We start from the raw sequence: 22487 nt of genomic DNA, 5'->3' as shown, positions 1-22487 counted from the left end.
TCTAAAGAAGATTAATGGAAGAAGGATTTATCACTGTTTTATTGAATTAATGATAGCTACTTTACTTTGGCAGGAGGTTCTACTTAAATGAAAAAAAGTATAGAGAACAAGGTGTATATATTATCTGGTCCAGCAGGTGTAGGTAAATCAACAACTTCAAAAGAACTTACCAAAAATTTAGCTCAAAGTGCATATATTTCTGGAGACTACATAAGTCATATGCATATTAATGGAAGAAAAAAACCTTGGGAAAGAAGAGAGGAAGTCACTTTAATTTGGGATAATATTTTAAGTCTAACAAAAAATTTCCTTAGATATGGAAATGATGTCGTTGTGGATTATGTAAGCTTTCCACAAGAAGTAAGATGGTTGAAAGAAAATCTAAAAGGATTAAATGTTGAAGTTATTTATGCGGTCTTATGGACTGATATTGAAACATTAATTAAAAGAGATAAGATGAGAGACCCAGAGAATAGAATGGGAGAAAGATGTTTAATCTTATTTGATGAGTTTTTGGAATCAGAATTAGAAGAAAAGCATTTTTTGGATACAGGTAAAAATTCTACCGAGGATATTCCTAATGTGATAAATGAAATGATAAACAATCCAAAATATAAAATAATATAATCTCTGCTCTTTTTTAACTAAAGGGACAGGTTATTGGAAAAAGGAATAACTATAAATTTAAGTATTTCCTATAATGTTATTATATTGCAAATAAAATACTTTAGCATAGGAGGATGAAAAATGACAATTGAATCATATATTGACTATTATGATAAACGTGTAGAGTCAATTGATGAAAAAATATGTGAATTAATAAGTCAAAGAAAATTAATCTCAAGTGATCCTGGTGATCCAACTTCGCAACATATTGCTATCTGGTCTAAAAAATATAATTTGAATGAAGACTTTTTAAATGATGTTTTTAGCCGTTTACCAAGGGAGGATAGGTATAAACCAATAGAAGAACCAAAAGGATTCCTTAAAAATATACCAGTTTTAAAGTCATTTGAAGATAATAATGTATTTTATTCAGTACCATTCATTCGTCAATATGAGAATGCTAGTTTAGTACACTTAAATATTGATAAGGACATCTCAGAAGAGAAGCTTGGTGATATGCACCAATTTACATTTATAGAACTTTCAATCGAGGACAGCAGAATGGAATATGACTGTCGAAACAATCAAGGTGGAGGTTCTGGTGGACATATATCATTCGATTACATTGTAACACCTCCCTTACCTGAAGATACGTCAAGCATTAAATTAATGTTTAAGGAATATAATGAGCCTTTCAATAGAAAGCCAACTGGTCATGAATTCGTTTTTACTTTGGACAAATAGTATAAATTATAAGTATCTAGCTGCCATTGGTAGCATATTCATTTTGGGGATAAAAAGGAGAGTAAACTTTATTGGACAGCGATAGACTGTAGATATTTTTTGTTACTAATAGGTAGCATTCTTAAGCACATGAGGAGAACCTTTCTTATGTTACAAATGGGGCAGGATTGTTAAAGAAGAGAACGGCGAAAGGAGTACTTATGATTAGCCATTTTAAAGAAGCTCCAACAATAAAAGGAAAACGAATAACATTAAGAAACATAAAGCCTGATATAGATAACCGATCATTTTATAAGATGTTTCTTGAACCAGATATGCATTTATGGACAGGTAACGATATACCTAATAATGAGTTAGAAACTTTTGAACTTCTTTGTAGGTATCGTGATTTAGACGGGTTGATTTCATGGTCAATAATAAAAACAAACACACAAGAGTTTATTGGTACATATTGGATAGCACCATACGAACTTGAAGAGAAGAGGATTATTACAGCTGAAGCTCAACGTATTGGAAAACAATATTGGAGAAGTGGATATACAAAAGAAGCCAGAAATCTAATATATGATTTTGCATTTTTTGATTTAGATATTGAGGAAATTCATGCAGTGGCATGGAAAGATAATATAAATTCGTGCAAATCTATGGAGAGTATTGGTTTTGAATTAGTTAAATATGATAAAAAATTATTTTCAAAGCGTAATCAGGAACTAATTGAAAATCATTACATTTTAACGAAGAAAAATTGGATTATGATGAGAGAAAATTTGTTATCAAAAGATAGTTTGTGAGTCATTATACACAATAAACCTCTCTTGAAACTTCCTGTGAAACAAGATTATTATGGGCATAACTGAGAACAAGCATTTTATTTCATTGAATAAATCATCATGTATTATAAGATTAAATAAATTGAAGTTGCTGATGTTAATGGAGCCTATAAGAATTGTCATGATGACATAAAAAAAACAATTCAATCTGGTCATTCATACATCCAAGTTGGAAAGAGAAAATTTTTATTGATGGAAGTAGAAGATGTTGGCAGCGATGACTACTATGAATTTACTGATTCAGAAGAAGAAAATCAATTAAGAGCAGCTTTGAATCAAGATAACCCAATACTATCAGATGAAGAAATGAATAGAATGTTAAAGAGTTAAGCTTGAAAATCTTTTGCTTGTGACGGTGTAGGGTGTTTTCTTGTTTCAATCTGTTTTTTTGAGAGGAAAAGGCTCTTATTACACACAATCTAACTTTCTATTAACTTTTGACAAATTTCGGGGCACTGTGACCTAGATTTGTTTCAGAAAATTTAATAAAATTATAAATGTTAGGAGTTGATTGATAATTCGAAATTTAATTTTATATTTCATTTCATATATTTTAGTTACTATTATTCATGAACTTGGTCATGCTTTCTTCGTTAAAATCTATGGAGGAGAGGTTTAAGGAATTGGTTTTGGAAAAGGAGATATACTGATAAAAATAGGGAAATTTTACATTAAAAGAGATTCTATTATAATGGGAAGTATTGAATGGAAACTACCTATCATTCAAATGAAATATAAGTATATTATGATATATCTGGGTGGAATTATATTTAATCTACTTACTGGAACGCTCATATGAATATTTGGTAATGAACAATATGCTGATTATTATCGAAATGTTATTGTATTCTCATATTTAATAGCATTATTCTCGTTAATTCCATTTAAGTTCCCAGATAATAGTGAAAGTGACGGTCTTAAAGTTCTTCGTATTTTAATGAATAAAGGAGAAATACAAAATGATTGATGAAAAACAAATATTAATAAGGAACGATGTGCTGATTGATTACTTAAAAGGTAAAGAAGAACTTAATATTGCAACCATAGATAGAGAATTTAGTATATCAGGTAAGTCAGCTAGGGATATCTCTATAGTAATAAACATTTGTAATGGTATAAATACTGTAGAAGTTATTAGAAAATCTTGAGGAAATTATTAATTTTTTAAAAGAAAAGAACATTGTGAATGGTAATGTTTTACAAAATGAAACTAAAGGCGATAATCTGGAAAATCTATTGTTAATTACAAAAAAAGGTAGTGATATAACAAAAGATATAAATAGAATTAGAAAAAGTAAAGTTGGAGTTATTGGTCAACATAGTCTAGTATCAGAACTAAAAAATCAATTAGAGAGCATATTTGAAATAATTGATGTGGATGAATTAATTAGTTTAACTAGTGAAAAAATAGATCTCTTGATAGTATTAAACCAATTTGAGAGCTTTAATCAACTAAAGTTTGTTAATGAAATAGCGCAAGAAAACAGAATAAAATACCTGAGAGTAAATTTAAACAAAGAGATATTAGAAATAGGTCCCTTATTTATACCGAATCAAACAGCTTGCTATAACTGCTTCCTGAATAGAACTATATCCTAGGGGCGTCACTGTGACCAAGAATAAAAGTCCCCGATAATACAAGTTACATAATTTCTATTCAAAATAATAATTAAAAGTGATTCTGAATTCTTCGGCACTACCAGACTCAAAATTCACTTCACCTTGAATACCAGTTAATTCTCCTGTTCCAGAACCATGCACAATAGTTCTATTGGAAGTGAGCACACCATTTTCATACTTCCCAACGTGCTCCAATACAAAGCTTCCGGATTTATCGCCAATCCTACCTGTAATACGTTCAAAACCATAAACGGTGGCAGATTATCTGTTAAATAGCATTTCAATTCTTGTAGCTCACCTTTTCCTTGAAGTTCTCCATTATATTCCATTACGAACATTCCCTTCGTTAGTTTTGGACCTTCAGTAACTTCACTATATGGTATTTCATTTGCTTCCGTTAATTTAAAGGATGATTGTGCTTGTTTTCTTCTCATATTTCATTCCTCCAATGTATCAATGTTTCCATAAACCATATTTTCTCTATGCCCATGCAATTTGCCGAATTAAAAGCAAAGGAAAGATAATTCTTTCCTTTTATACATGAGCGTCAGGAAATCTATCTGAAACAAGATTCAAGATAATATTATGTTCAAGAAGTGCCTTTAAACCACACAGAACAATCGTAAAACCACCAGTTGAATCTATCACTTGTTTAACTATTTCATTTGAACTTCCTTTAAATCCTGCATTAACAATTGTGACAAAAGTTTCTTCATCATGGGGTGTAAAAATCCACTCCACGGTTGTGTCATCTTCAAATTTGATGAAAATTCTGTTATTTTGTTTTAATTCTATTACATCAAGTTCTGTAGAAATCCCGTACATTTCCCAATCCCAACGAATACGTTTTCCCACTTCCAATTTTCCGCTGCTTTTGGTAAACCAGAATTTCGTAGTAAGTGAAGGGTCAATAAAAGCTTCAAATACCTCTTTAACAGGTTTTCTGATTAGCATTTCTACTTTTGAAATTGATACCTCTCTAAGAATCGTCATTATGTACTCTCCCTTTTTCATTTTTCACTACTGCACTTCTATTATTACAAACATTATATCCTTTTAAAAGAAATTATCATAACAATTCTCCATTCTATTAAAATAATCCTTCTTCAATTATTGTGTGCACTATCGCACAACTTCTACTTTTAATCATGTAATCGACTCCAAACTATTCTTTTTTGTATTAACAAATTATGTAAGGGAAAACAGGCTAGATTAGAAATTTTTGGTATAATCTGAATATAGAGTGGAAACTAGGTCGTGCAGTATTTAGTAAAATGGAATGTGAATAACATAGCAATGGTAATTGGTAAATTTCAATATTTGAATATATTAGTAAGGGGAGTAGATACATAAATGATTAAAGCGATTATATTTGATTTTGATGGAACCTTATTAAACAGAGATTCATCAGTAAAAGTGTTTGTAGATAGACAACATGAAAGATTGAATAAAAGGCTTGGCCATATTCCAAAAGATACATATATAACAAGATTTATCGTTAGATCAGCGCGGTTATGTTTGGAAGGATAAAGTGTACCAACAGTTAGTAGATGAATTTGACATAAAGCAAATAACGTGGGAAGAGCTTTTACAAGATTATATTAGTCAATTTAAATAGGGGCGTCACTGTGCACCAAGAATAATTACCTCTTTGTGAAAAATTATATATAAATTAAGACGTGCTTTTCTAAAATAAAGGGAAGCTTTTTTGTGATAGAAGGGGAAGGTTAATTGAAAAATAATTACGAGTGGCGTTCTAATTAATATTAATTAGGGCGTTATTTATTTAACAAAAATATCTGTTATTTAATTTTAAAAAAAGTTTGAAATTTTCCTTTATGAATAATATAATAGTAAAACTTTAAAAAGAAAGGAAGATTGGATTGGATTCTTTCGATTATAAAATAATCAAGGCGATAATGACTAACGGAAGGGTTACTTGGGCTGAATTAGCTTCTCAAATTGGATTATCTGCTCCAGCAATCGCAGACCGTGTTAATCGTTTGTTTAACAATAAAGTAATTAAAGAGCTTGGGGCAATGGTAAATGGTGAAAGCGTTGGAACAGAGTGCACTGCATTTGTAACAGTTTCATTAGAAAGACCAAGATACAGGAAAGAGTTTCTACAACTTGTCACAGATTTAGAAGAAGTGCAAGAATGTCATCATATTGCAGGGGAAGACGATTATTTATTGAAAATTCGTTGCCGAAATACAAAGGATTTAGATAGAGTAATAAGTTATGAAATTAAAAGTCTTGCTGGCGTACTGAGAACAAGAACTACGATTGTAATGGATACAACGAAAGAAACTTTTCAAATCCCACTGCAAAAAGATAAATTTAATAAAACAGGTGAAAATTAAATGTTCGGGGAAATGTTAATAAAGGGACTTATTATTGGGTTCAGTATTGCTGCTCCAGTTGGACCAATTGGAATTTTATGTATTCGTCGAACAATTGAGCATGGTAGGTTCGTTGGATTTGTCTCTGGTTTAGGAGCTGCAACAGCAGATGGGTTATATGGGCTAATTGCTGGTCTCGGTTTGACACTTATTACAAATTTTTTAATTGGACAGCAGCTGTGGCTTTATTTTATTGGTAGTAGTTTCTTATGTTACTTAGGCATAAAAATATTCTTTTCAAGACCTTCTAATGAATCAGCTGAAGCAAAGGGTAATAAACCTTTCACAGCTTACATATCTACCTTTTTATTAACAATAACTAACCCAGTAACAATTTTGTCATTCATTGCCATTTTTTCAGGTCTTGGAATTACAACTAATAATACAACAGCACTTGGCTTTATTTTAGTGTTAGGAGTATTTTTAGGTTCAGCGTTATGGTGGCTATTGCTAAGTAGCATAGCAGGAATAGTTGCAAACCGAATGAAAATTTTTTCATTAAGTTTTGTTAATCGTATTTCGGGATTAATATTATTATTGTTTGGGTTATATGGTTTGATGGCTGGAATTGGTTAACGAGTAAGTACTGTTCAATGAGATGTGCTTCTATTAAGTGAAACACGTTTTTTTCCTTATTCACAAGAAAGATTGTACGAACGGGTGCCTTTGCACAACAACCTTATATTTTTAACGGCAAGGAAAAGTCAGCGAACTTCCGCTATTTTTTCATTTTTACCTTTTCTCAACAGCATTATTATTTCATCAATAATAAAGAACATAATAGAAATGCTTAAGGAGTAAATAGTGAAAATCCACAGGAAAAAGAAAGGAAGAAATCCAAAGAAAACATATAAAAGAAAGGCAAATGACCGTCTTCCTTCAGGGAGTTTCCTCGTTATTTTTTCTATAAGGATGGAAATTGGAAAGCCATATAGAAATAATCCTAAGCTAAAATAAAAAGAATAAGCTAAAAGATCCTCTGTAAAATCCCCTTTTCTATTTACTGCGTCGGAAAAAAATGAGTCTAGTGGAAGAAATAAAGTAAATACCAAAACAGATAAGACAAAAGTAAGGATAGCTGCAACCATTTTCCTTTTAAGCATATTATCGCCCTCCAATTCTAATATCTATTTTAACAAATTAATCGAAATAATATAGAAAAATTTGGTATAATTTGAGTGCGGAGTAAGCTGAAATTTAAAAAATCTATCTAGTTAGGGGTATTGAAAACAAACCATGGTTAAAGCGATAATATTTGATTTAGATGGAACGCTATTAAACAGAGATGAATCGGTAAAAGTGTTTGTTGACAGCCAACACGAAAGGCTAAATAAAAAGCTTGACCATATTCCAAAAGACACATATATAACAAGATTTATCGAATTGGATCAGCGCGGTTATGTTTGGAAAGATAAAGTGTACCAACAATTAGTAGCTGAATTTCATATAAAGGAAATAACGTGGGAAGAGCTTTTACAAGATTATATTAGTCAATTTAAAGATAGTTGTGTTCCATTTCCTAACCTTATTAAGATGTTGGAAGAATTAAAGAGCAATAAATTATTATTAGGAATGATTACAAATGGATATGGGCAGTTTCAAATGGACAATATCAAGTCTTTGGGGATAGAAAAATATTTTGATGTTATTTTAGTATCTGAATGGGAGGGGATTAAAAAGCCGGATCCAAGAATATTTAATAAGGCATTAGAAATACTGAATGTTCCGCCAAATGAAGCTATATTTGTAGGAGACCATCCAGAGAATGATGTACTTGCTGCTGAAAAAGTGGGAATGAAAGGCATTTGGAAGAAAGATTTTCAATGGAATAATGTCGAGGCAGAGTATATTGTGGACGATTTAGGTGAATTGCCTTTCATTGTGGAAAAGTTAAGGGGAAAATAGTGGCAAGACAAATGGAATTCTATTTAATGACGAGAAAATTCTTATTGAGGGAAGGATTATTTGAAGGAAGGATTTGAAAAAGGAGTGGAATAAAGGGATGAATCAAAACAAGGAAGAGAAACTGCAAAAGCAAAAAATGGTTCAAGAACTATATAGGGAAAGAGTGCAACAGAACAGAGAAGATAAAAATGATAACCGAATTGGTAAAGCATTTGTAACCCTTTGCATTGTTATATTTTTTGTTTTTACAGTAATGGGGATCTTGTTTGACTGGGGAGTTCATGTGCCGCGGATTTTTGGGATTTAGAGATAAAATGAAAGCAAACTTAAGGAATGCTTTCCCATGAAATTAATCAATACACATACTTAATCCAGTAACTACATTTTTATAACGGATCATACACTCTTTTATAGATAATACAGCAAAATAGGAAAATGGGGGTAAATCTTCGACTATAGAATCATCGTAAATAAAGGTAATATTCAACGGCTTTTTTGGGATGATTTTTTCTTCCAATAGTATATTTGCTACATCGTGATAGATGTTCTCTACTCGGTCGCCCATAGCCCTTTCAATGGAAAATCGTCCTGCAAGACTTGTCCACCAAGTGAAAAATGAAACATATATTTCATTAAATGCAGTTAGATTATCGTCATTAACATCGAACAATTCGTGATAAAATAAGTGTTTTTCATTATAGAAAATATCCTGGTCAATATCTCTACTCTCGGAAATGCGTTTTGTTACATTTGTCCATAAGTCACAATACCGTAATAAAAAATCCTTTCGAAACTTGCAAGTTGTTGGAAGATAGGGGAATTTCCAATCATCCTTATTTTCATTCTGGTTGAGAAAGATATTTTGCATATAAACCAAAAAGTTTAATGAATATGATGCTTCTGCTATTAATTGTAATGAGTTCTTCATCCTGTCCTCCTAATTCCACAAACATATTTTAGTAGATTCATCTTTTTTGAAGTAAAACTGAATCTACTATCCAAAAAATGAATGTGCACATAATAAATAGGATATAAAATGCTGAAAAATGGAAAGGATTTTTTATACCAAAAAATATTGCCACAATGCCTGTTACTACCCCAGAAAAAACACAATAGATAGCAAGGTAGAGAATACTAAATTTCTTCGGCTTTTGATTTAAGAGAATTTGGAGAGGTGAGGCTATAACTAGATAAAAGCAAAAGAAAATGCAAGTGAATATTAGCATTCCCAAAAAACTAAAATAGGGTTAACCAATAAGTTGAAGCATACTAACGAAAATAGCGGAAATAAGGGAAGTAAGTAATGAGCGAGCAATCATATCAATATCTAAAGTTTTTAATGGCATGCACAGTCTCCCATAAAAGCTTCTATTTCATCTTTAAATCGTGTAGCTTCTTCTAGAAATGGATAATGATTGCTTTGATTAAATATCATTAATTTGGAATGAGGGATGCACTCATTCATTTCTATTGAATAGGGTAGAGGGCACTGTACATCAAATTTTCCACAAATGATTAAAGTTGGAGTTGAAATCAGTTTGAGCTTCCTAGTAACATCAAATAGTTGCACTTCCTGGCTAAAATAGTTCAGTCTAATGGAGGATATTTTCTTCTCGATAGGTAGGGAAAAATACTCATCATACCTATCAGGAGCATATAAGGATAACTTTGTTCGTTCTTTCGTTAATGCCATTTTTACTTCTACTGTTAAATCAGAACGTTTTAGGATTTCCATCAAATCTTGCATTTTTTTAAAAGAGGGGTGTTCTTCGTTATATATACACTCAGGAGAAAATGTCATATATTCTCTTGCAGCAGCCCCAACTATTACGAGTTTGCTCAAACTGTTAGAGCAATATATCCCATAAACAACTCCTAACATGCCCCCAGTGGAATGCCCTGCAAAGCTCCATCTTTTAATTCCCAATGCTTCCCGTATTGCTTCTAAGTCGAAGATAGACTCTAATAAACCTAGTTCATACGGTTGCGTAGCCTTATCGGAGCTACCTGCCTCTCGTAGATTAACAAGAAATACTTTATGCGTATGGACAAAGGATTCTGCAAAATAATCCCCTGTCTCATTAAATTCTGAATAATGATGGGCAACACAAAGAGGTTCCCCTTGCCCTTTTATAAAAATTTCAAAATTCCCCCGTGAGGTATGCACTAGTGTTCTAGTCCATTTATTCATAAATACTCCTTTATAATCAAATAGTTTAATCCTGTATGAAGAGGTAGAATGTATTTAATCTGCTAATCTCACAAACCCAGCATCATGCTGGATATCTGTCGAAGGTACCTAATTATAAGTGATTATTCACTTATTGTAGTTGTTCTATTTCTTTCGTTTTATCTGTTAAGACCTTTTCATTTATTTCGAGCTGATTGGAAACATCTGTTTTATTCGAGCAGGAACTTAACAAGAGAGGTATAAATAATAACGCAATATATTTACTTTTCATAACATCCCCCTTAGCTGTATAGGTATTACCATATTTTAGCATAAGGAGAAAAGTTTATAAATATTTTTCAATAAGACAATCGGAAATTTATGTTGGTGGGTACCCACTAATGGTTGATGTACACTTGGTAGATTTTTGTATAAGATGAAACTATTGAAAAAAACGAAAAAATAAAATTATTGAAATTTACAAAAAACGAAACATATTATTGTGCTGAGTCGTCTATAGGCTAATCAATATAAAGGAGAGGATTAAAGTTGCCATGTCATTAGGAAAAATGGAAGTAAGTCCGCCGAGTAAAGAGGAGCTATTAAGAGAACTTATTGAGCTATATGCGGAGAGTATTAAAAGGTTAGCTTATACATATGTGAAAAACTGGTCAGCAGCAGAAGATATCACCCAAGAAGTATTTATAAAATGCTATGAAAATATAGAGGGTTTTAGAGGAGACAGCTCCTATAAGACATGGCTTTATAAGATTACGAGAAATAAATGCAAGGATTATTTGAAAAGTAAATGGTATCGCTCGTTTTTTCCTACTGACTTTATGCAAGAAAGGATAGGGAACAACGAATTCTCTACGGAGGAACAAGCGCTAAACAAATTAGAGGACATCGAATTATCTCAAAAGGTATTAGCGCTTCCAACTAAGTATCGCGAAATTATTATTTTATTCTATTATGAGCAATTAAAAATGAAAGAAATCGAAGCCTTAACCCATTTGAATGTTGATACCATTAAAACTAGGTTAAGACGAGGAAAGAAGCTGCTTCAAAAGAAAATGGAAAGGGGCGAAGGGAATGAGTGACGAGCTGAAATCTTTAAGAGAGAGTATGAATAGGACTGTTTTAAAACATGGGAAATTGAGTACTGCTGATAAAGAAAGACTTTATAAAGCTGTGATTCACGATAAAAAAACGAATAATCGTTTTTTCTTTGCACCAGCACTATCTTTTGTTGCGATTGCTTGTTTTATTGTTTTTCTCGGTGGATACGTATTTAAGCAATCAGGAAACTTTGATAATCAGCGGAATCAAATAGCGCAAGACAACGATAAAGTACAAGAAAAAGATGAAACTACTAGTATCAGCAAACAAGAAAATCAACAGGTTCCTAATTTAGCGAGTTTTTTATATGAACTAAATTTGAAGCTGAGAAATCCAGATATGTGGTATCAAAATGGAAAAAAATATGCACAAGAGGTGGGAGAATATGCTGAGAGCAATTCCAAACAATTCGCTGCTATTCAAAAAGAAAAAACAATTGTAGATAAATTAGAGGAAATAGGCAAACTATCGAAAAATTTACAACAGGCAGCTCAAAATGAAATAGAAGAAGATACTTTAAATTTAGAGCGAGCAGTAAATCAATTGATAATAATAGCTGAAGACTTTGGAATTGTAGATGAAAGAAATGACATTATTGAAAAACTGGAATTTTCGGATATGAAAAGTTGGTTAGTTAGCACAAAAGATAGTATTCATGCTGAGACCTATGACCCCTATAGTGACCTGGGAGCATACGAAAAACATATAGGTTATGCAACAAAGGCTTATGCTAAACATTATGCTGCATTAGAAGGAGAATCGGCAATAAAAGAACAGTTAAAGGAAATCGCTGAAGTGGCTGAACAAATTGAGAATGAAAAGGAAAAAGAGAAGAGAACAGAATGGTTGAATCAGTTAGACGGAATGGTAGATATTTTATTACAGGATAAGAAGGTTAAAAAAAAGGGTGATGTCCGAGAAATGGTTTGGAAGCAATTGTCAGCAGAACAAAAAGAATGGATCAATGGTACTTGGGCAGATGCGAAGATTTCTAAAGTTACTCTTACTGAGAATATGATGTCTCTAGTTGATGATAAATCATATGAAGGAAAAGAAGTATATTTGCTTGATTTTCCAACGAAAAGTAAATCCATTCCAAACAATATGATTGTTTATGCAGATATAAATACATTTGCTTATATAGGCGATGGCCTTGTTGATTAGGATAGCATGAAAGACACGACAATAAATTATGTAAGAATTGACTTTGAAATTCAAAAGCCGAGTGACAAAAACGAATTGCTAGATTTTGACAAAGGGATTCTTGAAACAGATACAGGGAAGAAATAGATCGTAGATCCATTAATGACAATAAGGAATGTATTTGAACCAGTTAATGGAGTAACAAGAATTACTTCCTACGTTTTTATTGGCATTGATTTTCCTATTAAAGATTTGAAATCGGCAAAGTAATGAGGAACTTTTAAATAGTTTTTTAAAGCAGATAAAATAGGTAGTTCGAATGTTTTTACTTATTTAACAGACGATTCCATTGTTGTGATATTGGACGTCATTCATGTGTTAGGTGATTTTATATTAGTTGAAATTCCAAAAAATAATATGAATTTTAAATAGAAAGAGAAAAAATTAAATAGAAGAAAATATATGGCTATGTAAAGAATAGGCATGCAGATTGGTGTGAAAGAAAAGATGCATAAAAGCGTTGAAGTAAAAAAGCATAAACAAAAATCAATTGTACTCCCATTACTTTTACTAGTATGTGCATTACTCCTCATACTACTGTTATGGTTTGAAGGCATTATCATTCCAAATGCCATCAGTATTAAACTTTATTCGGTAAAAGGGGTAGATGTTTCCTCCTATCAAGGGGAAATAGAATGGGACGAATTGCCAAAACAAGATATAAGCTTTGCCTTCATAAAAGCGACAGAAGGAAGTAATTTTGTCGATAACTATTTTGTGGAGAATTGGAATGAAGCAGAAAATACTACTTTACGGATTGGTGCCTATCACTTTTTCAGCTTTGACAGTGAAGGGAAATCCCAGGCTAAGAACTTCATTCAAAATGTGCCAAACACAAAACAAGCATTGCCGCCAGTAATTGATGTGGAGTTCTATGGAGATAAAGAAAAAAATCCACCGAAACGGAGCAAGGTACAGGAAGAGCTTCAAACAATGGTGGGAATGCTTGAGAAGCATTACGGAAAGCGTGTCATACTATATACCACAAAAGAAGTCTATGAATTGTATATAAAGAATAGCTTTGCACAATGTGATATTTGGATACGAGATGTTTTTACAAAACCAACTTTGTCAGATAATAGAAACTGGACATTTTGGCAATACACTGATCGGGAAAGATTAGAAGGCTATAGTGGCGATGAGAAGTTTATTGATGTCAATGTATTTTTTGGGGATAAAGAGAAATTTGATACATATAGCTATTAATTTCCTATCGGAATCTAGCTGTTTTATCGTGAAAATATACTAAAAACTCAGAAAGTAGAAACATCGCTTTACTGTGAAACTTGATTTATCCTTCATAAAGTAATAAGCAAAGCAGGGAGAAGCATGGACATAGAAAAGATAATAAAAGAGCTAATACAAAATAAAATAATTCAATCCAAACAAACAGATTATGAACAATTAAATGGTGGTACCGTAAGTGAGTTGTATCTTCTACATAATGATGGAAGTAAATATGTTGTTAAATCAAATGATCCACTAATTACTAAATCTGAGTCGAATTTTCTTCATACATATAAAGAAATAAACATGTTACCTAAACTACTTTTCGTTGAGCATTCAAATAGGTATATCGTATATTCCTATATAAATGGTTCTACTCATTATCCTAGAAAAAATAAAAAGGAAATGCTCCAAGAACTTGTGAAAGAACTTATAAATAATTATATGCCCATCGACCAGAATATTGGATGGGGATGGGCAGACGAACCAACAGATTCTTGGCGGAGTTTTCTTAAGACTGAAATTGAAGTAGCGAATAAATGGTTAGGTTCCCGATTAAGTAGAGAGGATTATCATTTCATACATAACCTAGTCATAGAGATTAGTAATGAGCGCAAACCATTTTTAATACACGGAGATTGTGGCGTGCATAATTTCATTTTTAATGATGGAAAGTTAACGGGTGTAATCGATCCAACTCCTATAATCGGGGATCCTATTTATGATTTGATTTATGCTTTTTGCTCGTCCCCAGATGACTTGACAACGGAAACAATCGATACAGCAGCAAGTCATTTGGTAGTTGATAATGTACATAAATCCTATTTTTACGAACAAGTTTTGATTGGTTTATACCTTAGAATCGGGACTTGTGTAAAGCATCACCCAGATGATTTGGCTGCATATTTAAAAGCGTGGGAATATTGGAAGACTATAATTATGAAATAAAAGAGATAATCTCATTCCATTTCATAATTCAGTGGAATGAGATAAGGGGATGATTAAGTTGGTAAGTACGAATGAAGTTCTGTCTCAAACCTTTTTAACCTTTGCAGAAAAGGAATGTAAGGGATCAAGCTTAATCTATGAATATTTGTCCAAACAATTGGCTGAGGATAGTACGCTTCTTAATATCGCTAGAAGTGCCAGAGATGGGCAGCCTGTCCCTAATTTATTATTTGGTTCTATCCACTATCTCTTACTAAAGGGAATCGAGCACCCTCTAAAGGAGTATTATCCTAGTATAGTAGGGGCACCAAAATCATATAAGGATTTGTTTCCTGTTTTTAAAGATTTTTGCTTGAATTATCAGAAGGAGATTGAATGGATTCTCAAAACGAAACTGGTTCAAACGAATGAGGTGAGAAGATGCTCTTACCTTTATCCTACATTTTGCACGATTTATGATCTAGCAAAGAAGCCTCTAGCACTAATCGAAATAGGCACCAGTGCGGGATTGCAGCTTCATTGGGATAAATATTCCTATTCATACGGTAAAGAGGAGTGGTATGGAAATATAGATTCTGAACTTCCGATAACAGCTTCTATAAAAGGAGATAATATGCCATTCCTTCTTAAATCATCACCACCAGTTACGACAAGAATTGGTTTTGATTTACATACGATAGATTTGCATGATGAAGACGAGGAATTGTGGCTTAAATCATTAATATGGCCAGAACATAAAGAGAGATTATTCTTGTTTGAAAAAGCGGTAAATTACAGCAAAGAGGATTCCTTAAAATTAATCAATGGTGACGGAGTAAGCTTACTATCTCAGTACGCTGAAACTATTCCAAAGGACAATGCCCTTTGCATTTTTCATACCCATGTAGCAAATCAAATGCCAAGAGACGTGAAACTACAGCTATTACAAACAGTAGAAGCTATTGGCGTACAAAGAGATGTATTTCATCTTTATAATAATATTCAAGATAGACTCTTACATTTAGATTACTATTTGGCTGGTAAGAAGAGTCAAAATACGATTGCAGAAACAGACGGACATGGTAGATGGTTTGAATGGTTAGTAGAAAAGTGATTTTAAATAGGTTAAGCTAATTTCTTAAATTCATTGTAATAGAGTCATGCTGACAAGATGAGGGGTTATATTTATCTGTGTATAATTGTTAATTTATGTTAAAATTAAATCGAATCATTAGGAAATATTTACCTTTTAATAAATGGTTTAGGCTTAAGATTAATATAGATAACAAAGGAGGCTCTATAAATGATAGGTTTACTTAATATTGGCAGCCTAGTGCTTGGATTAATTGCTTGGATATTGCCAGCTGCTAATCTAATGCGAAACAAAAGGGAGAATCAGGGAAATTGGCTAATTATTGGTCTTGTCAGCATGAGTGCTTGTACGATTGCTCTACTTTTTCAGATTTTCTATAACTATCATCTAGTTAGTATTGAGGATTGGAGTGCTCTAATGGATACTACTGGCGGTGTGGTGGTAGCAGCAACGGTTCTTATTCTTGTAACAATCGTATTGAATGCCGTTAATCTGATTGTATATCGGAAAATGTTAGGGAAATAGACCAATATTGTTTTTGGTCTATTTTTTTGCTTTTGAATAATTTGTTGACTCATTTTCACTAAGCCAAGAAAAGGGAAGGTATCCGATTAAATAGCATTCATTGTAGCTAAAAAATAGAAGAAGAATACGATAGACGCAGCTATCATCATAAATGGTGTATATTTCATCCAACCTTTTTGGCGGGAGCAGATTAATAAATTCTTCATGTACACTCTCCTTCATTTTTTGAATAATTAGTTTCAATTTACATTATTAGTTAGTATATTTTTGAAAAACAGAAATTTAAATCTGTTATTCAAAAAATCCTTTTCGTTTTAAAGGAAATAGAGGGATAAGTACAGAATGAAGAATGAGTAAAAAATGAATCCGTTTTTTGACAGGGGAGATTTGGTTGGAAGAATTAAGGTTTAGAATGGCGAATGAACAGGATTTAGATCAAATTGTTGCGATGCTTGCAGACGATGTTTTAGGGAGTAAGCGGGAGCGTTATGAACAGCCATTGCCCAACAGCTACATAGAGGCATTTAAAGCAATTTCCGAAGACCCAAATAATGAATTAGTAGTAGCATGTGTTGATGATGAAGTAGTTGGTGTTCAACAGATTACCTTTACTCCATACATCACCCATCAAGGTGGATGGAGAGCAACGATCGAAGGAGTTAGGACTGCCTCTTCCGTAAGGGGAAAGGGAGTAGGAACCAAACTGATTAACTGGGCAATAAAACGTGCAAAAGACCGTGGCTGCCATTTAATCCAGCTTACGACAGATAAACAAAGACCAGATGCTCTCCGTTTTTATGAACGCTTAGGCTTTCAAGCAACACATGAGGGATTAAAGATGAAGCTTTAATAGGATAATTGGGAGGGAATAAAGTGGCACAGCTAATACAAATAGAGAAAAATGAAGAAATAATAGATAAAATGGAAGAACTATATAAACAAATATGGAATAAGTCCCTAAAAGAACGGTTGATAAAACATATCGCATATGAAAAATTTAGAGGTTACATAATTATTTCAGAGGAAGGGAAACTGCTAGGTTTTGCATATGGTTATAAATCCTTACCTGGACAATATTATCATGAATTGCTTTCTAAAGCACTTAATCAAAAAGAATATGAAACATGGCTGAAAGATTGTTTTGAAGTCGTTGAATTGGCGGTGCATCCTTTATATCGAAATAAAGGATACGGAAAAACGCTTTTTAATGAATTGTTAAATGATGTAGACAATAAAACGGCTGTATTAACCACTCAAGTAAACAATAAAGTTGCTCGTCATTTATATCAAAATTTGGGTTGGATAGTGATAAAAGATCGATTTACTCCAAGTGGAAGTGAGTCACCTTATGTGATTATGGGAAATGTTAGGTCAATTACCAGTATATGAAAATAAGTGAAGTGATGTATTGGAAAGGAGGTATATTACTTGAAATGATATTTCCAAATAGTAGAAGATGTGAAAACCCATGTAACGAATGGGGAGAACAGGGAAACCAACTATTTTTTGTTTACATGGTAAGCACTAGCCTTAGCTTTATGGAAATAACGGAACAGCTTAAAGAGAATTATAAATTAATAGCGATTAATGCACTTGGGATGGGAAAACATAAGCTTTTCCTTCTGGAAAACAATATGAAATGGATAACATGGTAGATTGTTAAATTAGGTGATTGATCTACTAGGTATAATTAATTTTATTTTCTATCGTACACATGGGGATTGAAAAAGACTGGGAGCATGTGAAGAGAGGAAATAAGCGGAATTATTGAAGTCAGGGAGTGGGAATAAGTTAATGGATATTTATTTTAAAAAATGTACGATTAACGATATACATAAGCTTCAAGATATAAGTTATAAAACATTTGATGAGACATTTAAAAATCAAAATTCACCAGAAAATATGAAGGATTATTTGGAAAAAGCGTTTACCCTTAAACAACTAGAAAAGGAATTATCCAATCTTTCTTCTCAATTCTATTTTATCTATTTAAATAAGAGACTAGCTGGATATTTAAAGGTCAATATAAAGGATGCGCAATCTGAAAATATGGGAGAAGATTCACTTGAAATTGAAAGAATCTATATAAAGAGCAATTTTCAGAAACTAGGACTCGGGCAATATTTAATAAATAAAGCTTTTGAAATAGCAAAGAAAGAATCCAAAGGGAAGGTCTGGTTAGGTGTATGGGAAAAAAATGAAAAGGCGATCGGTTTTTATCAAAAAAATGGATTTGTTCAAACGGGAGAACATTCTTTTTATATGGGTGATGAAGAACAAATAGACTATATCATGATGAAAACACTCTAATTACTATGTATCGATTATCTATTATTATAGTTTGTTCAAAGTAAAAAGTTTATATAGTAAAAGGCATATCTGAAGCCTTATTCCATACACTGAATAAGGCTTTCAAAGAAGTCACAAAATGTAAGCTTATATAGCATTCCTTTCTCCTAATGTTACAGATAAATCATTTAACACATTTGTCAATTCGATGATTTCTTCTTCCGAGTTATCTTTCCCCATCGAAACCCGAATAAACTCTTTCGCCTCTCCATCTGTTAGTCCTAACGCCTTCATTGTTTTAGAAGGAGCCTGCTTTCCGACCTGACAGGCACTTCCTGTAGAAATGGCGAATCCCTGACGATTGCATTCGAGCATAAGCCATTGGCCCTCTATTCCTCTAACACGCAAGCCGATAATGCCTGGATATTGTTCCTTGTATTCAAAAATATCGACAAACTCCGTATTTATCCTTTCTTTAAATAATCTGCGTAGATGAGAAAGTTTATTTAAGTTTTCCCCAATCATAGAGCACGCTTTTTGCGCAGCAACTGTCATACTCGCAATCCCAGCTGTATTTACTGTCCCAGAACGAAAGCCATTTTCATGACTACCATTCGCTAATAATGGCATCCATGGCGTATTTGGGTTAATATAGGCAACACCAACACCTTTTGGTCCATAAAATTTATGACCCGAAATGGACAAGGCATCGACAAATTGGGTTACTTCATTAACGTCTATTTTCCCAATACTTTGCACCATATCACTATGAAACAGGACATCATTCTTTTTACATATAGCACCGATTTCTTTTATTGGTTGGATAGCACCAATTTCAGAATTAACATGCTGTATCGAAACGAGAATAGTATCAGGTCGAATAGATTTTTCTAGTAGCTGTGTATCAATTACACCAGTCTTCAATAATGGGAGATAAGTAATTTCATAGCCTTTTTTCAATAAAATGTGCATTATACTATGAATCGAAGCATGCTCTGCCGCTGATGTTACGAGATGCTTTCCTTCTTTTTTTGATGCCGATAATATGCTTTGTATGATAAGAAAATTACTTTCGGTGCCTCCACTTGTAAAATAAATCCCATTTTTATCAACGTTTAATAATCTTCCCCATTCCTCCCGACAATTCTCAAGGATTTTATCTGCCGTATCTCCCATATCATGAAGACTATTCGTATTACCAAAGTATTTACAAGCTACCTCCATATAAGTATTAGCCGCATCAACATCTAAAGGAGTAGTAGCTGCATGATCAAAATATTTCATAAGAAATTCCTCCATTTTATTTTAGTAGTAGGAGAAGATGAATAGCATATTTTTTAATAATTACCCTTCCTAAAATCAACGGGCTTCATTAAAAAAACATTAAATGAAAAAAACACTTGTCATAAGTTTAAATCTATGTAAATATAAGTGTCAAGACACCTGTAAAACAGGAGGGCGGAAAATGTATGCAGATGTATTGATTATTGGCAGTGGAATTGCTAGTTTACAACTAGCTAAAAAACTTTCGACTGACCTTAATGTGATTATTCTCACAAAGTCGAAGGTTGAAATAAGCAATTCCTATTTAGCACAAGGTGGAATCGCGGCAAGTATGGGTGAGTCAGATGATTATAGAAAGCACGCACTCGATACACTTGAAGCCGGACGATTTCACAACAAGCCAGAAGTAGTTGCAGAAATGACAAGTGCAGCACCGAGTTTAATAAAAGAATTATGGCAAGAGGGATGTACTTTTGACATGGACTCAATAGGAAATCTTTCCTTAGGAATGGAAGGAGCTCATTCAGAAAAAAGAATTGTCCACAGTGGCGGCGATGCAACTGGAAAACAGGTGATGGAATTTCTTACAGAAAATAAGGGGAACAACATAGAAATCATCGAAAATGTTTTTGTCTATGAATTAATGGTAAATACTAATACTAATCAATGTTTTGGAGCAAAAGGAATATTGGCAGATGGTACTAAAACAAAATTTTTTAGTGCTCATACCGTTATCGCAACAGGTGGATGTGGAAAGCTATACACGTATACAAGTAGTGCTTCCACCATTACGGGAGATGGCATTGCCCTTGCTTATTTAGCTGGAGCATCCATTAGTGATATGGAATTTATACAGTTCCACCCTACATTATTATACGTAAACGGAAAAACAGTTGGGCTGATTTCAGAAGCAGTTAGAGGAGATGGAGCTAGATTAGTATCGTCATCTGGAGAGTACATAATGGAAAATGTACATCCTTATAAAGATTTAGCTCCACGCCATATCGTTTCGCAGACAATTTATCAATATTTATCGAAAGGGGAAAAGGTCTATTTAGATATTTCGATGATTGCTAAGTTTCCAGATAGATTTCCTTCGATAACAAAAATGTGTAAAGAACAAGGCATTGATTTGCAGAAAGGTTTACTTCCCGTTGCTCCAGGCAGCCATTTTCTTATGGGAGGCATTGATACAGACCTGTATGGAAGAACGTCGGTTCAAAATCTTTATGCAATTGGTGAAGCAGCATGTACTGGATTTCATGGAGCCAATCGCCTTGCAAGTAATTCTTTGTTAGAGGGTTTGTATATGGGTAAATCCTTAGCAAAACTCCTTCAGGGAATGCCCAACATGGAAGCGAAAAGCTACATTATAGAAAAAGAGATTGAGGATTGTGGATTCCCTTCCATTTTTCCGGAAAAAGAAGAGATTCAAAAACGAATGATGGAAAATGTAGGAATTGTTCGCAATGAAATAAACTTACGCATGCACTTGCAGTGGCTTGAAAGTTTTGGGATATCAGACCGAATGACTTTCCCTCTAGAAAATAAATCAATCGATGAGATCGAGAAATATTTTCTGCTGATGACTGCTTTTCTTATTACAAAATCAGCATTAGAAAGAAAAGAAAGCAGAGGTGGCCACTTCCGCGCTGATTATCCAGCGGAAAAGGATGAATGGGCAAAGAATACGATTTGCTTTAAACGAGAACTTACAAAGGAGAAGCCAAATGAACCAATTAAAATTGCAGAAACAACTGGAAGCATTCTTTATTGAAGATATTGGCGAAAGAGATGTTACAACAGATGCTATTTTTCCAAAGGAACAGCAAGGAGAAATCGTTTTTCTTTCAAAAGACAATGGTATTTTTTGTGGAGAAGAGATTATTCAAGTAGGTTTCCATGTATTAAATCCAGCAATTGAGGTTAACATGCTCGTCCATGATGGAGAATCTATCGAAAGTGGTCAAAGATTAGCGACTGCAAGAGGAAATATTCGAGAGCTATTAAAAGGCGAGCGCGTTATTTTAAACCTTGTCCAAAGGATGAGTGGGATTGCAACGAAAACCAGTGAAGCAGTAAAAACATTAAATAGCGGCTATACAAAAATCTGTGATACGAGAAAAACAACGCCAGGATTACGGATGCTGGAAAAATATGCGGTAACCGTTGGTGGTGGGCATAATCATCGCTTTGGGCTGTATGATGCCGTGATGATTAAAGATAATCATATTGCATTTGCAGGTTCGATTGCCAATGCAGTTCAAGCAGTCAAAAAGACCATTGGCCACATGGTAAAGGTCGAAGTCGAAACAGAAACAAAGGAACAAATGCTTGAAGCATTAGCAGCAGGCGCAGATGTTATTATGTTTGATAATCGAAAGCCTGAAGAAATCGTCGAGTGGATTCCACATGTACCAGAAACAGTGACTACAGAGGCATCTGGTGGAATCACTTTAGAAAATCTTGCTTCGTACAGGGAGTGTGGAGTGGACTATATTTCCTTAGGATTCTTGACGCATTCGGTTAAAGCTTTAGACATA

The 22487-nt window shown here is 33.2% G+C and carries 30 protein-coding genes and 1 pseudogene; 23 read left to right on the top strand and 8 right to left on the bottom strand.

Annotated features, from left to right (window positions below; genetic code table 11):
• Positions 1-87 precede the first annotated feature (87 nt).
• The 6 genes from RTL21_RS16185 (at position 88) to RTL21_RS16160 (ending at position 3779) form a co-directional block, all read left to right on the top strand.
• Positions 88-627: a P-loop nucleotide/nucleoside kinase family protein gene (locus RTL21_RS16185; RefSeq protein WP_312097243.1), complete on the top strand. Its 540-nt coding sequence runs from the start codon at positions 88-90 to the stop codon at positions 625-627.
• A gap of 120 nt (positions 628-747) precedes the next feature.
• Complete coding sequence (locus RTL21_RS16180) at positions 748-1350, top strand: hypothetical protein (RefSeq protein ID WP_312097241.1); 603 nt, start codon at positions 748-750, stop codon at positions 1348-1350.
• Positions 1351-1550: 200 nt separating this feature from the next.
• Positions 1551-2141, top strand: coding sequence for a GNAT family N-acetyltransferase (locus RTL21_RS16175; RefSeq protein WP_312097239.1), 591 nt, complete (start codon positions 1551-1553; stop codon positions 2139-2141).
• Between the two features lie 231 nt (positions 2142-2372).
• Positions 2373-2510, top strand: coding sequence for a hypothetical protein (locus RTL21_RS16170; protein WP_312097237.1), 138 nt, complete (start codon positions 2373-2375; stop codon positions 2508-2510).
• 629 nt (positions 2511-3139) lie between these two features.
• Positions 3140-3328, top strand: coding sequence for a hypothetical protein (locus tag RTL21_RS16165; RefSeq protein WP_312097235.1), 189 nt, complete (start codon positions 3140-3142; stop codon positions 3326-3328).
• A gap of 34 nt (positions 3329-3362) precedes the next feature.
• Positions 3363-3779, top strand: a complete 417-nt coding sequence (locus RTL21_RS16160; protein ID WP_312097233.1) for a hypothetical protein — start codon at positions 3363-3365, stop codon at positions 3777-3779.
• Positions 3780-3833: 54 nt separating this feature from the next.
• Here the strand turns inward: RTL21_RS16160 and RTL21_RS23260 are convergent, their stop codons facing one another.
• Complete coding sequence (locus RTL21_RS23260) at positions 3834-4022, bottom strand: DUF3224 domain-containing protein (protein WP_396954462.1); 189 nt, start codon at positions 4020-4022, stop codon at positions 3834-3836.
• Between the two features lie 312 nt (positions 4023-4334).
• Positions 4335-4793 (bottom strand): SRPBCC family protein, encoded by a 459-nt coding sequence (locus RTL21_RS16150; protein WP_312097230.1) that lies wholly within the window; start codon positions 4791-4793, stop codon positions 4335-4337.
• 360 nt (positions 4794-5153) lie between these two features.
• Between RTL21_RS16150 and RTL21_RS16145 the strand changes: the two are divergent.
• The 3 genes and pseudogenes from RTL21_RS16145 to RTL21_RS16135 form a co-directional block, all read left to right on the top strand.
• A pseudogene (locus RTL21_RS16145) lies at positions 5154-5415 on the top strand (HAD hydrolase-like protein); the annotation flags it as partial.
• Between the two features lie 268 nt (positions 5416-5683).
• Positions 5684-6163 (top strand): Lrp/AsnC family transcriptional regulator, encoded by a 480-nt coding sequence (locus RTL21_RS16140; RefSeq protein WP_312097229.1) that lies wholly within the window; start codon positions 5684-5686, stop codon positions 6161-6163.
• On the top strand, positions 6164-6778 hold the full coding sequence (locus tag RTL21_RS16135; protein WP_312097228.1) for a LysE family translocator: 615 nt from the start codon (positions 6164-6166) through the stop codon (positions 6776-6778).
• Positions 6779-6906: 128 nt separating this feature from the next.
• Here the strand turns inward: RTL21_RS16135 and RTL21_RS16130 are convergent, their stop codons facing one another.
• Positions 6907-7305, bottom strand: coding sequence for a hypothetical protein (locus RTL21_RS16130; RefSeq protein ID WP_312097226.1), 399 nt, complete (start codon positions 7303-7305; stop codon positions 6907-6909).
• A 133-nt stretch (positions 7306-7438) separates the two neighbouring features.
• Here RTL21_RS16130 and RTL21_RS16125 point away from each other — a divergent pair, with 133 nt between their 5' ends.
• The gene (locus tag RTL21_RS16125) at positions 7439-8107 is read left to right on the top strand and encodes an HAD family hydrolase (protein WP_312097224.1); all 669 of its coding nucleotides are present in this window, start codon (positions 7439-7441) and stop codon (positions 8105-8107) included.
• Between the two features lie 73 nt (positions 8108-8180).
• On the top strand, positions 8181-8414 hold the full coding sequence (locus tag RTL21_RS16120; RefSeq protein ID WP_312097223.1) for a hypothetical protein: 234 nt from the start codon (positions 8181-8183) through the stop codon (positions 8412-8414).
• A 42-nt stretch (positions 8415-8456) separates the two neighbouring features.
• Here RTL21_RS16120 and RTL21_RS16115 read toward each other — a convergent pair whose 3' ends face one another.
• From RTL21_RS16115 to RTL21_RS16105, 4 genes are all read right to left on the bottom strand, one after another.
• Positions 8457-9035, bottom strand: coding sequence for a hypothetical protein (locus tag RTL21_RS16115; RefSeq protein ID WP_312097222.1), 579 nt, complete (start codon positions 9033-9035; stop codon positions 8457-8459).
• Positions 9036-9072: 37 nt separating this feature from the next.
• The gene (locus RTL21_RS23255) at positions 9073-9333 is read right to left on the bottom strand and encodes a UPF0715 family protein (protein ID WP_396954460.1); all 261 of its coding nucleotides are present in this window, start codon (positions 9331-9333) and stop codon (positions 9073-9075) included.
• Positions 9334-9443: 110 nt separating this feature from the next.
• On the bottom strand, positions 9444-10298 hold the full coding sequence (locus tag RTL21_RS16110; protein ID WP_312097221.1) for an alpha/beta fold hydrolase: 855 nt from the start codon (positions 10296-10298) through the stop codon (positions 9444-9446).
• A 130-nt stretch (positions 10299-10428) separates the two neighbouring features.
• A complete protein-coding gene (locus RTL21_RS16105) occupies positions 10429-10569 on the bottom strand; it encodes a hypothetical protein (protein WP_312097219.1) in 141 nt (46 codons plus the stop codon).
• Positions 10570-10831: 262 nt separating this feature from the next.
• Between RTL21_RS16105 and RTL21_RS16100 the strand changes: the two genes are divergently transcribed.
• The 10 genes from RTL21_RS16100 (at position 10832) to paiA (ending at position 18681) form a co-directional block, all read left to right on the top strand.
• Positions 10832-11377 carry a sigma-70 family RNA polymerase sigma factor gene (locus tag RTL21_RS16100; RefSeq protein ID WP_312097217.1) on the top strand — a complete coding sequence of 182 codons (546 nt, stop codon included), beginning with the start codon at positions 10832-10834 and terminating at the stop codon, positions 11375-11377.
• Positions 11370-12560 (top strand): hypothetical protein, encoded by a 1191-nt coding sequence (locus RTL21_RS16095; RefSeq protein ID WP_312097216.1) that lies wholly within the window; start codon positions 11370-11372, stop codon positions 12558-12560. Before RTL21_RS16100 ends, RTL21_RS16095 begins: the two co-directional genes overlap by 8 nt.
• Before the next feature lie 486 nt (positions 12561-13046).
• A complete protein-coding gene (locus RTL21_RS16090; RefSeq protein WP_312097215.1) occupies positions 13047-13805 on the top strand; it encodes a glycoside hydrolase family 25 protein in 759 nt (252 codons plus the stop codon).
• 123 nt (positions 13806-13928) lie between these two features.
• Positions 13929-14774, top strand: coding sequence for an aminoglycoside phosphotransferase family protein (locus tag RTL21_RS16085; protein WP_312097213.1), 846 nt, complete (start codon positions 13929-13931; stop codon positions 14772-14774).
• A 49-nt stretch (positions 14775-14823) separates the two neighbouring features.
• A complete protein-coding gene (locus RTL21_RS16080; protein WP_312097211.1) occupies positions 14824-15867 on the top strand; it encodes a DUF2332 domain-containing protein in 1044 nt (347 codons plus the stop codon).
• A 189-nt stretch (positions 15868-16056) separates the two neighbouring features.
• Positions 16057-16371, top strand: coding sequence for a hypothetical protein (locus RTL21_RS16075; protein ID WP_312097209.1), 315 nt, complete (start codon positions 16057-16059; stop codon positions 16369-16371).
• 412 nt (positions 16372-16783) lie between these two features.
• The gene (locus tag RTL21_RS16070) at positions 16784-17221 is read left to right on the top strand and encodes a GNAT family N-acetyltransferase (RefSeq protein ID WP_312097335.1); all 438 of its coding nucleotides are present in this window, start codon (positions 16784-16786) and stop codon (positions 17219-17221) included.
• A gap of 23 nt (positions 17222-17244) precedes the next feature.
• A complete protein-coding gene (locus RTL21_RS16065; RefSeq protein ID WP_312097207.1) occupies positions 17245-17760 on the top strand; it encodes a GNAT family N-acetyltransferase in 516 nt (171 codons plus the stop codon).
• Between the two features lie 44 nt (positions 17761-17804).
• Positions 17805-18026 carry a hypothetical protein gene (locus RTL21_RS16060; RefSeq protein WP_312097205.1) on the top strand — a complete coding sequence of 74 codons (222 nt, stop codon included), beginning with the start codon at positions 17805-17807 and terminating at the stop codon, positions 18024-18026.
• A 139-nt stretch (positions 18027-18165) separates the two neighbouring features.
• Entirely contained in the window at positions 18166-18681 is a 516-nt protein-coding gene (gene paiA, locus RTL21_RS16055) for a spermidine/spermine N(1)-acetyltransferase (RefSeq protein WP_312097204.1), read from the top strand.
• A gap of 126 nt (positions 18682-18807) precedes the next feature.
• Here the strand turns inward: paiA and RTL21_RS16050 are convergent, their stop codons facing one another.
• Complete coding sequence (locus RTL21_RS16050) at positions 18808-19944, bottom strand: IscS subfamily cysteine desulfurase (protein WP_312097203.1); 1137 nt, start codon at positions 19942-19944, stop codon at positions 18808-18810.
• A gap of 181 nt (positions 19945-20125) precedes the next feature.
• On the opposite strand from RTL21_RS16050, the gene nadB reads away from it, so the two are divergent.
• Positions 20126-21721, top strand: coding sequence for an L-aspartate oxidase (nadB, locus tag RTL21_RS16045; RefSeq protein ID WP_312097201.1), 1596 nt, complete (start codon positions 20126-20128; stop codon positions 21719-21721).
• Positions 21675-22487, top strand: an 813-nt coding sequence (gene nadC, locus RTL21_RS16040; RefSeq protein ID WP_312097200.1) for a carboxylating nicotinate-nucleotide diphosphorylase, incomplete at its 3' end; no start/stop codon positions are given. The genes nadB and nadC, both read left to right, overlap by 47 nt.

Source organism: Niallia sp. (genome assembly GCF_031978665.1).
In the GTDB taxonomy this organism is placed as follows: Bacteria; Bacillota; Bacilli; order Bacillales; family Cytobacillaceae; genus Niallia.
This window is presented reverse-complemented; position numbering and strand designations above follow the sequence as displayed.

Bases quoted from the DNA above. Each gene is read 5' to 3' on its own strand.
- RTL21_RS23255 (WP_396954460.1), bottom strand. From the start codon at position 9,333: ATGCTAATATTCACTTGCATTTTCTTTTGCTTTTATCTAGTTATAGCC.
- RTL21_RS16130 (WP_312097226.1), bottom strand. From the start codon at position 7,305: ATGCTTAAAAGGAAAATGGTTGCAGCTATCCTTACTTTTGTCTTATCT.
- RTL21_RS16150 (WP_312097230.1), bottom strand. From the start codon at position 4,793: ATGACGATTCTTAGAGAGGTATCAATTTCAAAAGTAGAAATGCTAATC.
- nadB (WP_312097201.1), top strand. From the start codon at position 20,126: ATGTATGCAGATGTATTGATTATTGGCAGTGGAATTGCTAGTTTACAA.
- RTL21_RS16080 (WP_312097211.1), top strand. From the start codon at position 14,824: ATGATTAAGTTGGTAAGTACGAATGAAGTTCTGTCTCAAACCTTTTTA.
- RTL21_RS16060 (WP_312097205.1), top strand. From the start codon at position 17,805: ATGATATTTCCAAATAGTAGAAGATGTGAAAACCCATGTAACGAATGG.
- RTL21_RS16100 (WP_312097217.1), top strand. From the start codon at position 10,832: ATGTCATTAGGAAAAATGGAAGTAAGTCCGCCGAGTAAAGAGGAGCTA.
- RTL21_RS16105 (WP_312097219.1), bottom strand. From the start codon at position 10,569: ATGAAAAGTAAATATATTGCGTTATTATTTATACCTCTCTTGTTAAGT.
- RTL21_RS16115 (WP_312097222.1), bottom strand. From the start codon at position 9,035: ATGAAGAACTCATTACAATTAATAGCAGAAGCATCATATTCATTAAAC.
- paiA (WP_312097204.1), top strand. From the start codon at position 18,166: ATGGATATTTATTTTAAAAAATGTACGATTAACGATATACATAAGCTT.
- RTL21_RS16095 (WP_312097216.1), top strand. From the start codon at position 11,370: ATGAGTGACGAGCTGAAATCTTTAAGAGAGAGTATGAATAGGACTGTT.
- RTL21_RS16070 (WP_312097335.1), top strand. From the start codon at position 16,784: ATGGCGAATGAACAGGATTTAGATCAAATTGTTGCGATGCTTGCAGAC.
- RTL21_RS16165 (WP_312097235.1), top strand. From the start codon at position 3,140: ATGATTGATGAAAAACAAATATTAATAAGGAACGATGTGCTGATTGAT.
- RTL21_RS16050 (WP_312097203.1), bottom strand. From the start codon at position 19,944: ATGAAATATTTTGATCATGCAGCTACTACTCCTTTAGATGTTGATGCG.
- RTL21_RS16135 (WP_312097228.1), top strand. From the start codon at position 6,164: ATGTTCGGGGAAATGTTAATAAAGGGACTTATTATTGGGTTCAGTATT.
- RTL21_RS16090 (WP_312097215.1), top strand. From the start codon at position 13,047: ATGCATAAAAGCGTTGAAGTAAAAAAGCATAAACAAAAATCAATTGTA.
- RTL21_RS16185 (WP_312097243.1), top strand. From the start codon at position 88: ATGAAAAAAAGTATAGAGAACAAGGTGTATATATTATCTGGTCCAGCA.
- RTL21_RS16110 (WP_312097221.1), bottom strand. From the start codon at position 10,298: ATGAATAAATGGACTAGAACACTAGTGCATACCTCACGGGGGAATTTT.
- RTL21_RS16075 (WP_312097209.1), top strand. From the start codon at position 16,057: ATGATAGGTTTACTTAATATTGGCAGCCTAGTGCTTGGATTAATTGCT.
- RTL21_RS16125 (WP_312097224.1), top strand. From the start codon at position 7,439: ATGGTTAAAGCGATAATATTTGATTTAGATGGAACGCTATTAAACAGA.
- RTL21_RS16180 (WP_312097241.1), top strand. From the start codon at position 748: ATGACAATTGAATCATATATTGACTATTATGATAAACGTGTAGAGTCA.
- RTL21_RS16085 (WP_312097213.1), top strand. From the start codon at position 13,929: ATGGACATAGAAAAGATAATAAAAGAGCTAATACAAAATAAAATAATT.
- RTL21_RS16170 (WP_312097237.1), top strand. From the start codon at position 2,373: ATGGAAGTAGAAGATGTTGGCAGCGATGACTACTATGAATTTACTGAT.
- RTL21_RS16175 (WP_312097239.1), top strand. From the start codon at position 1,551: ATGATTAGCCATTTTAAAGAAGCTCCAACAATAAAAGGAAAACGAATA.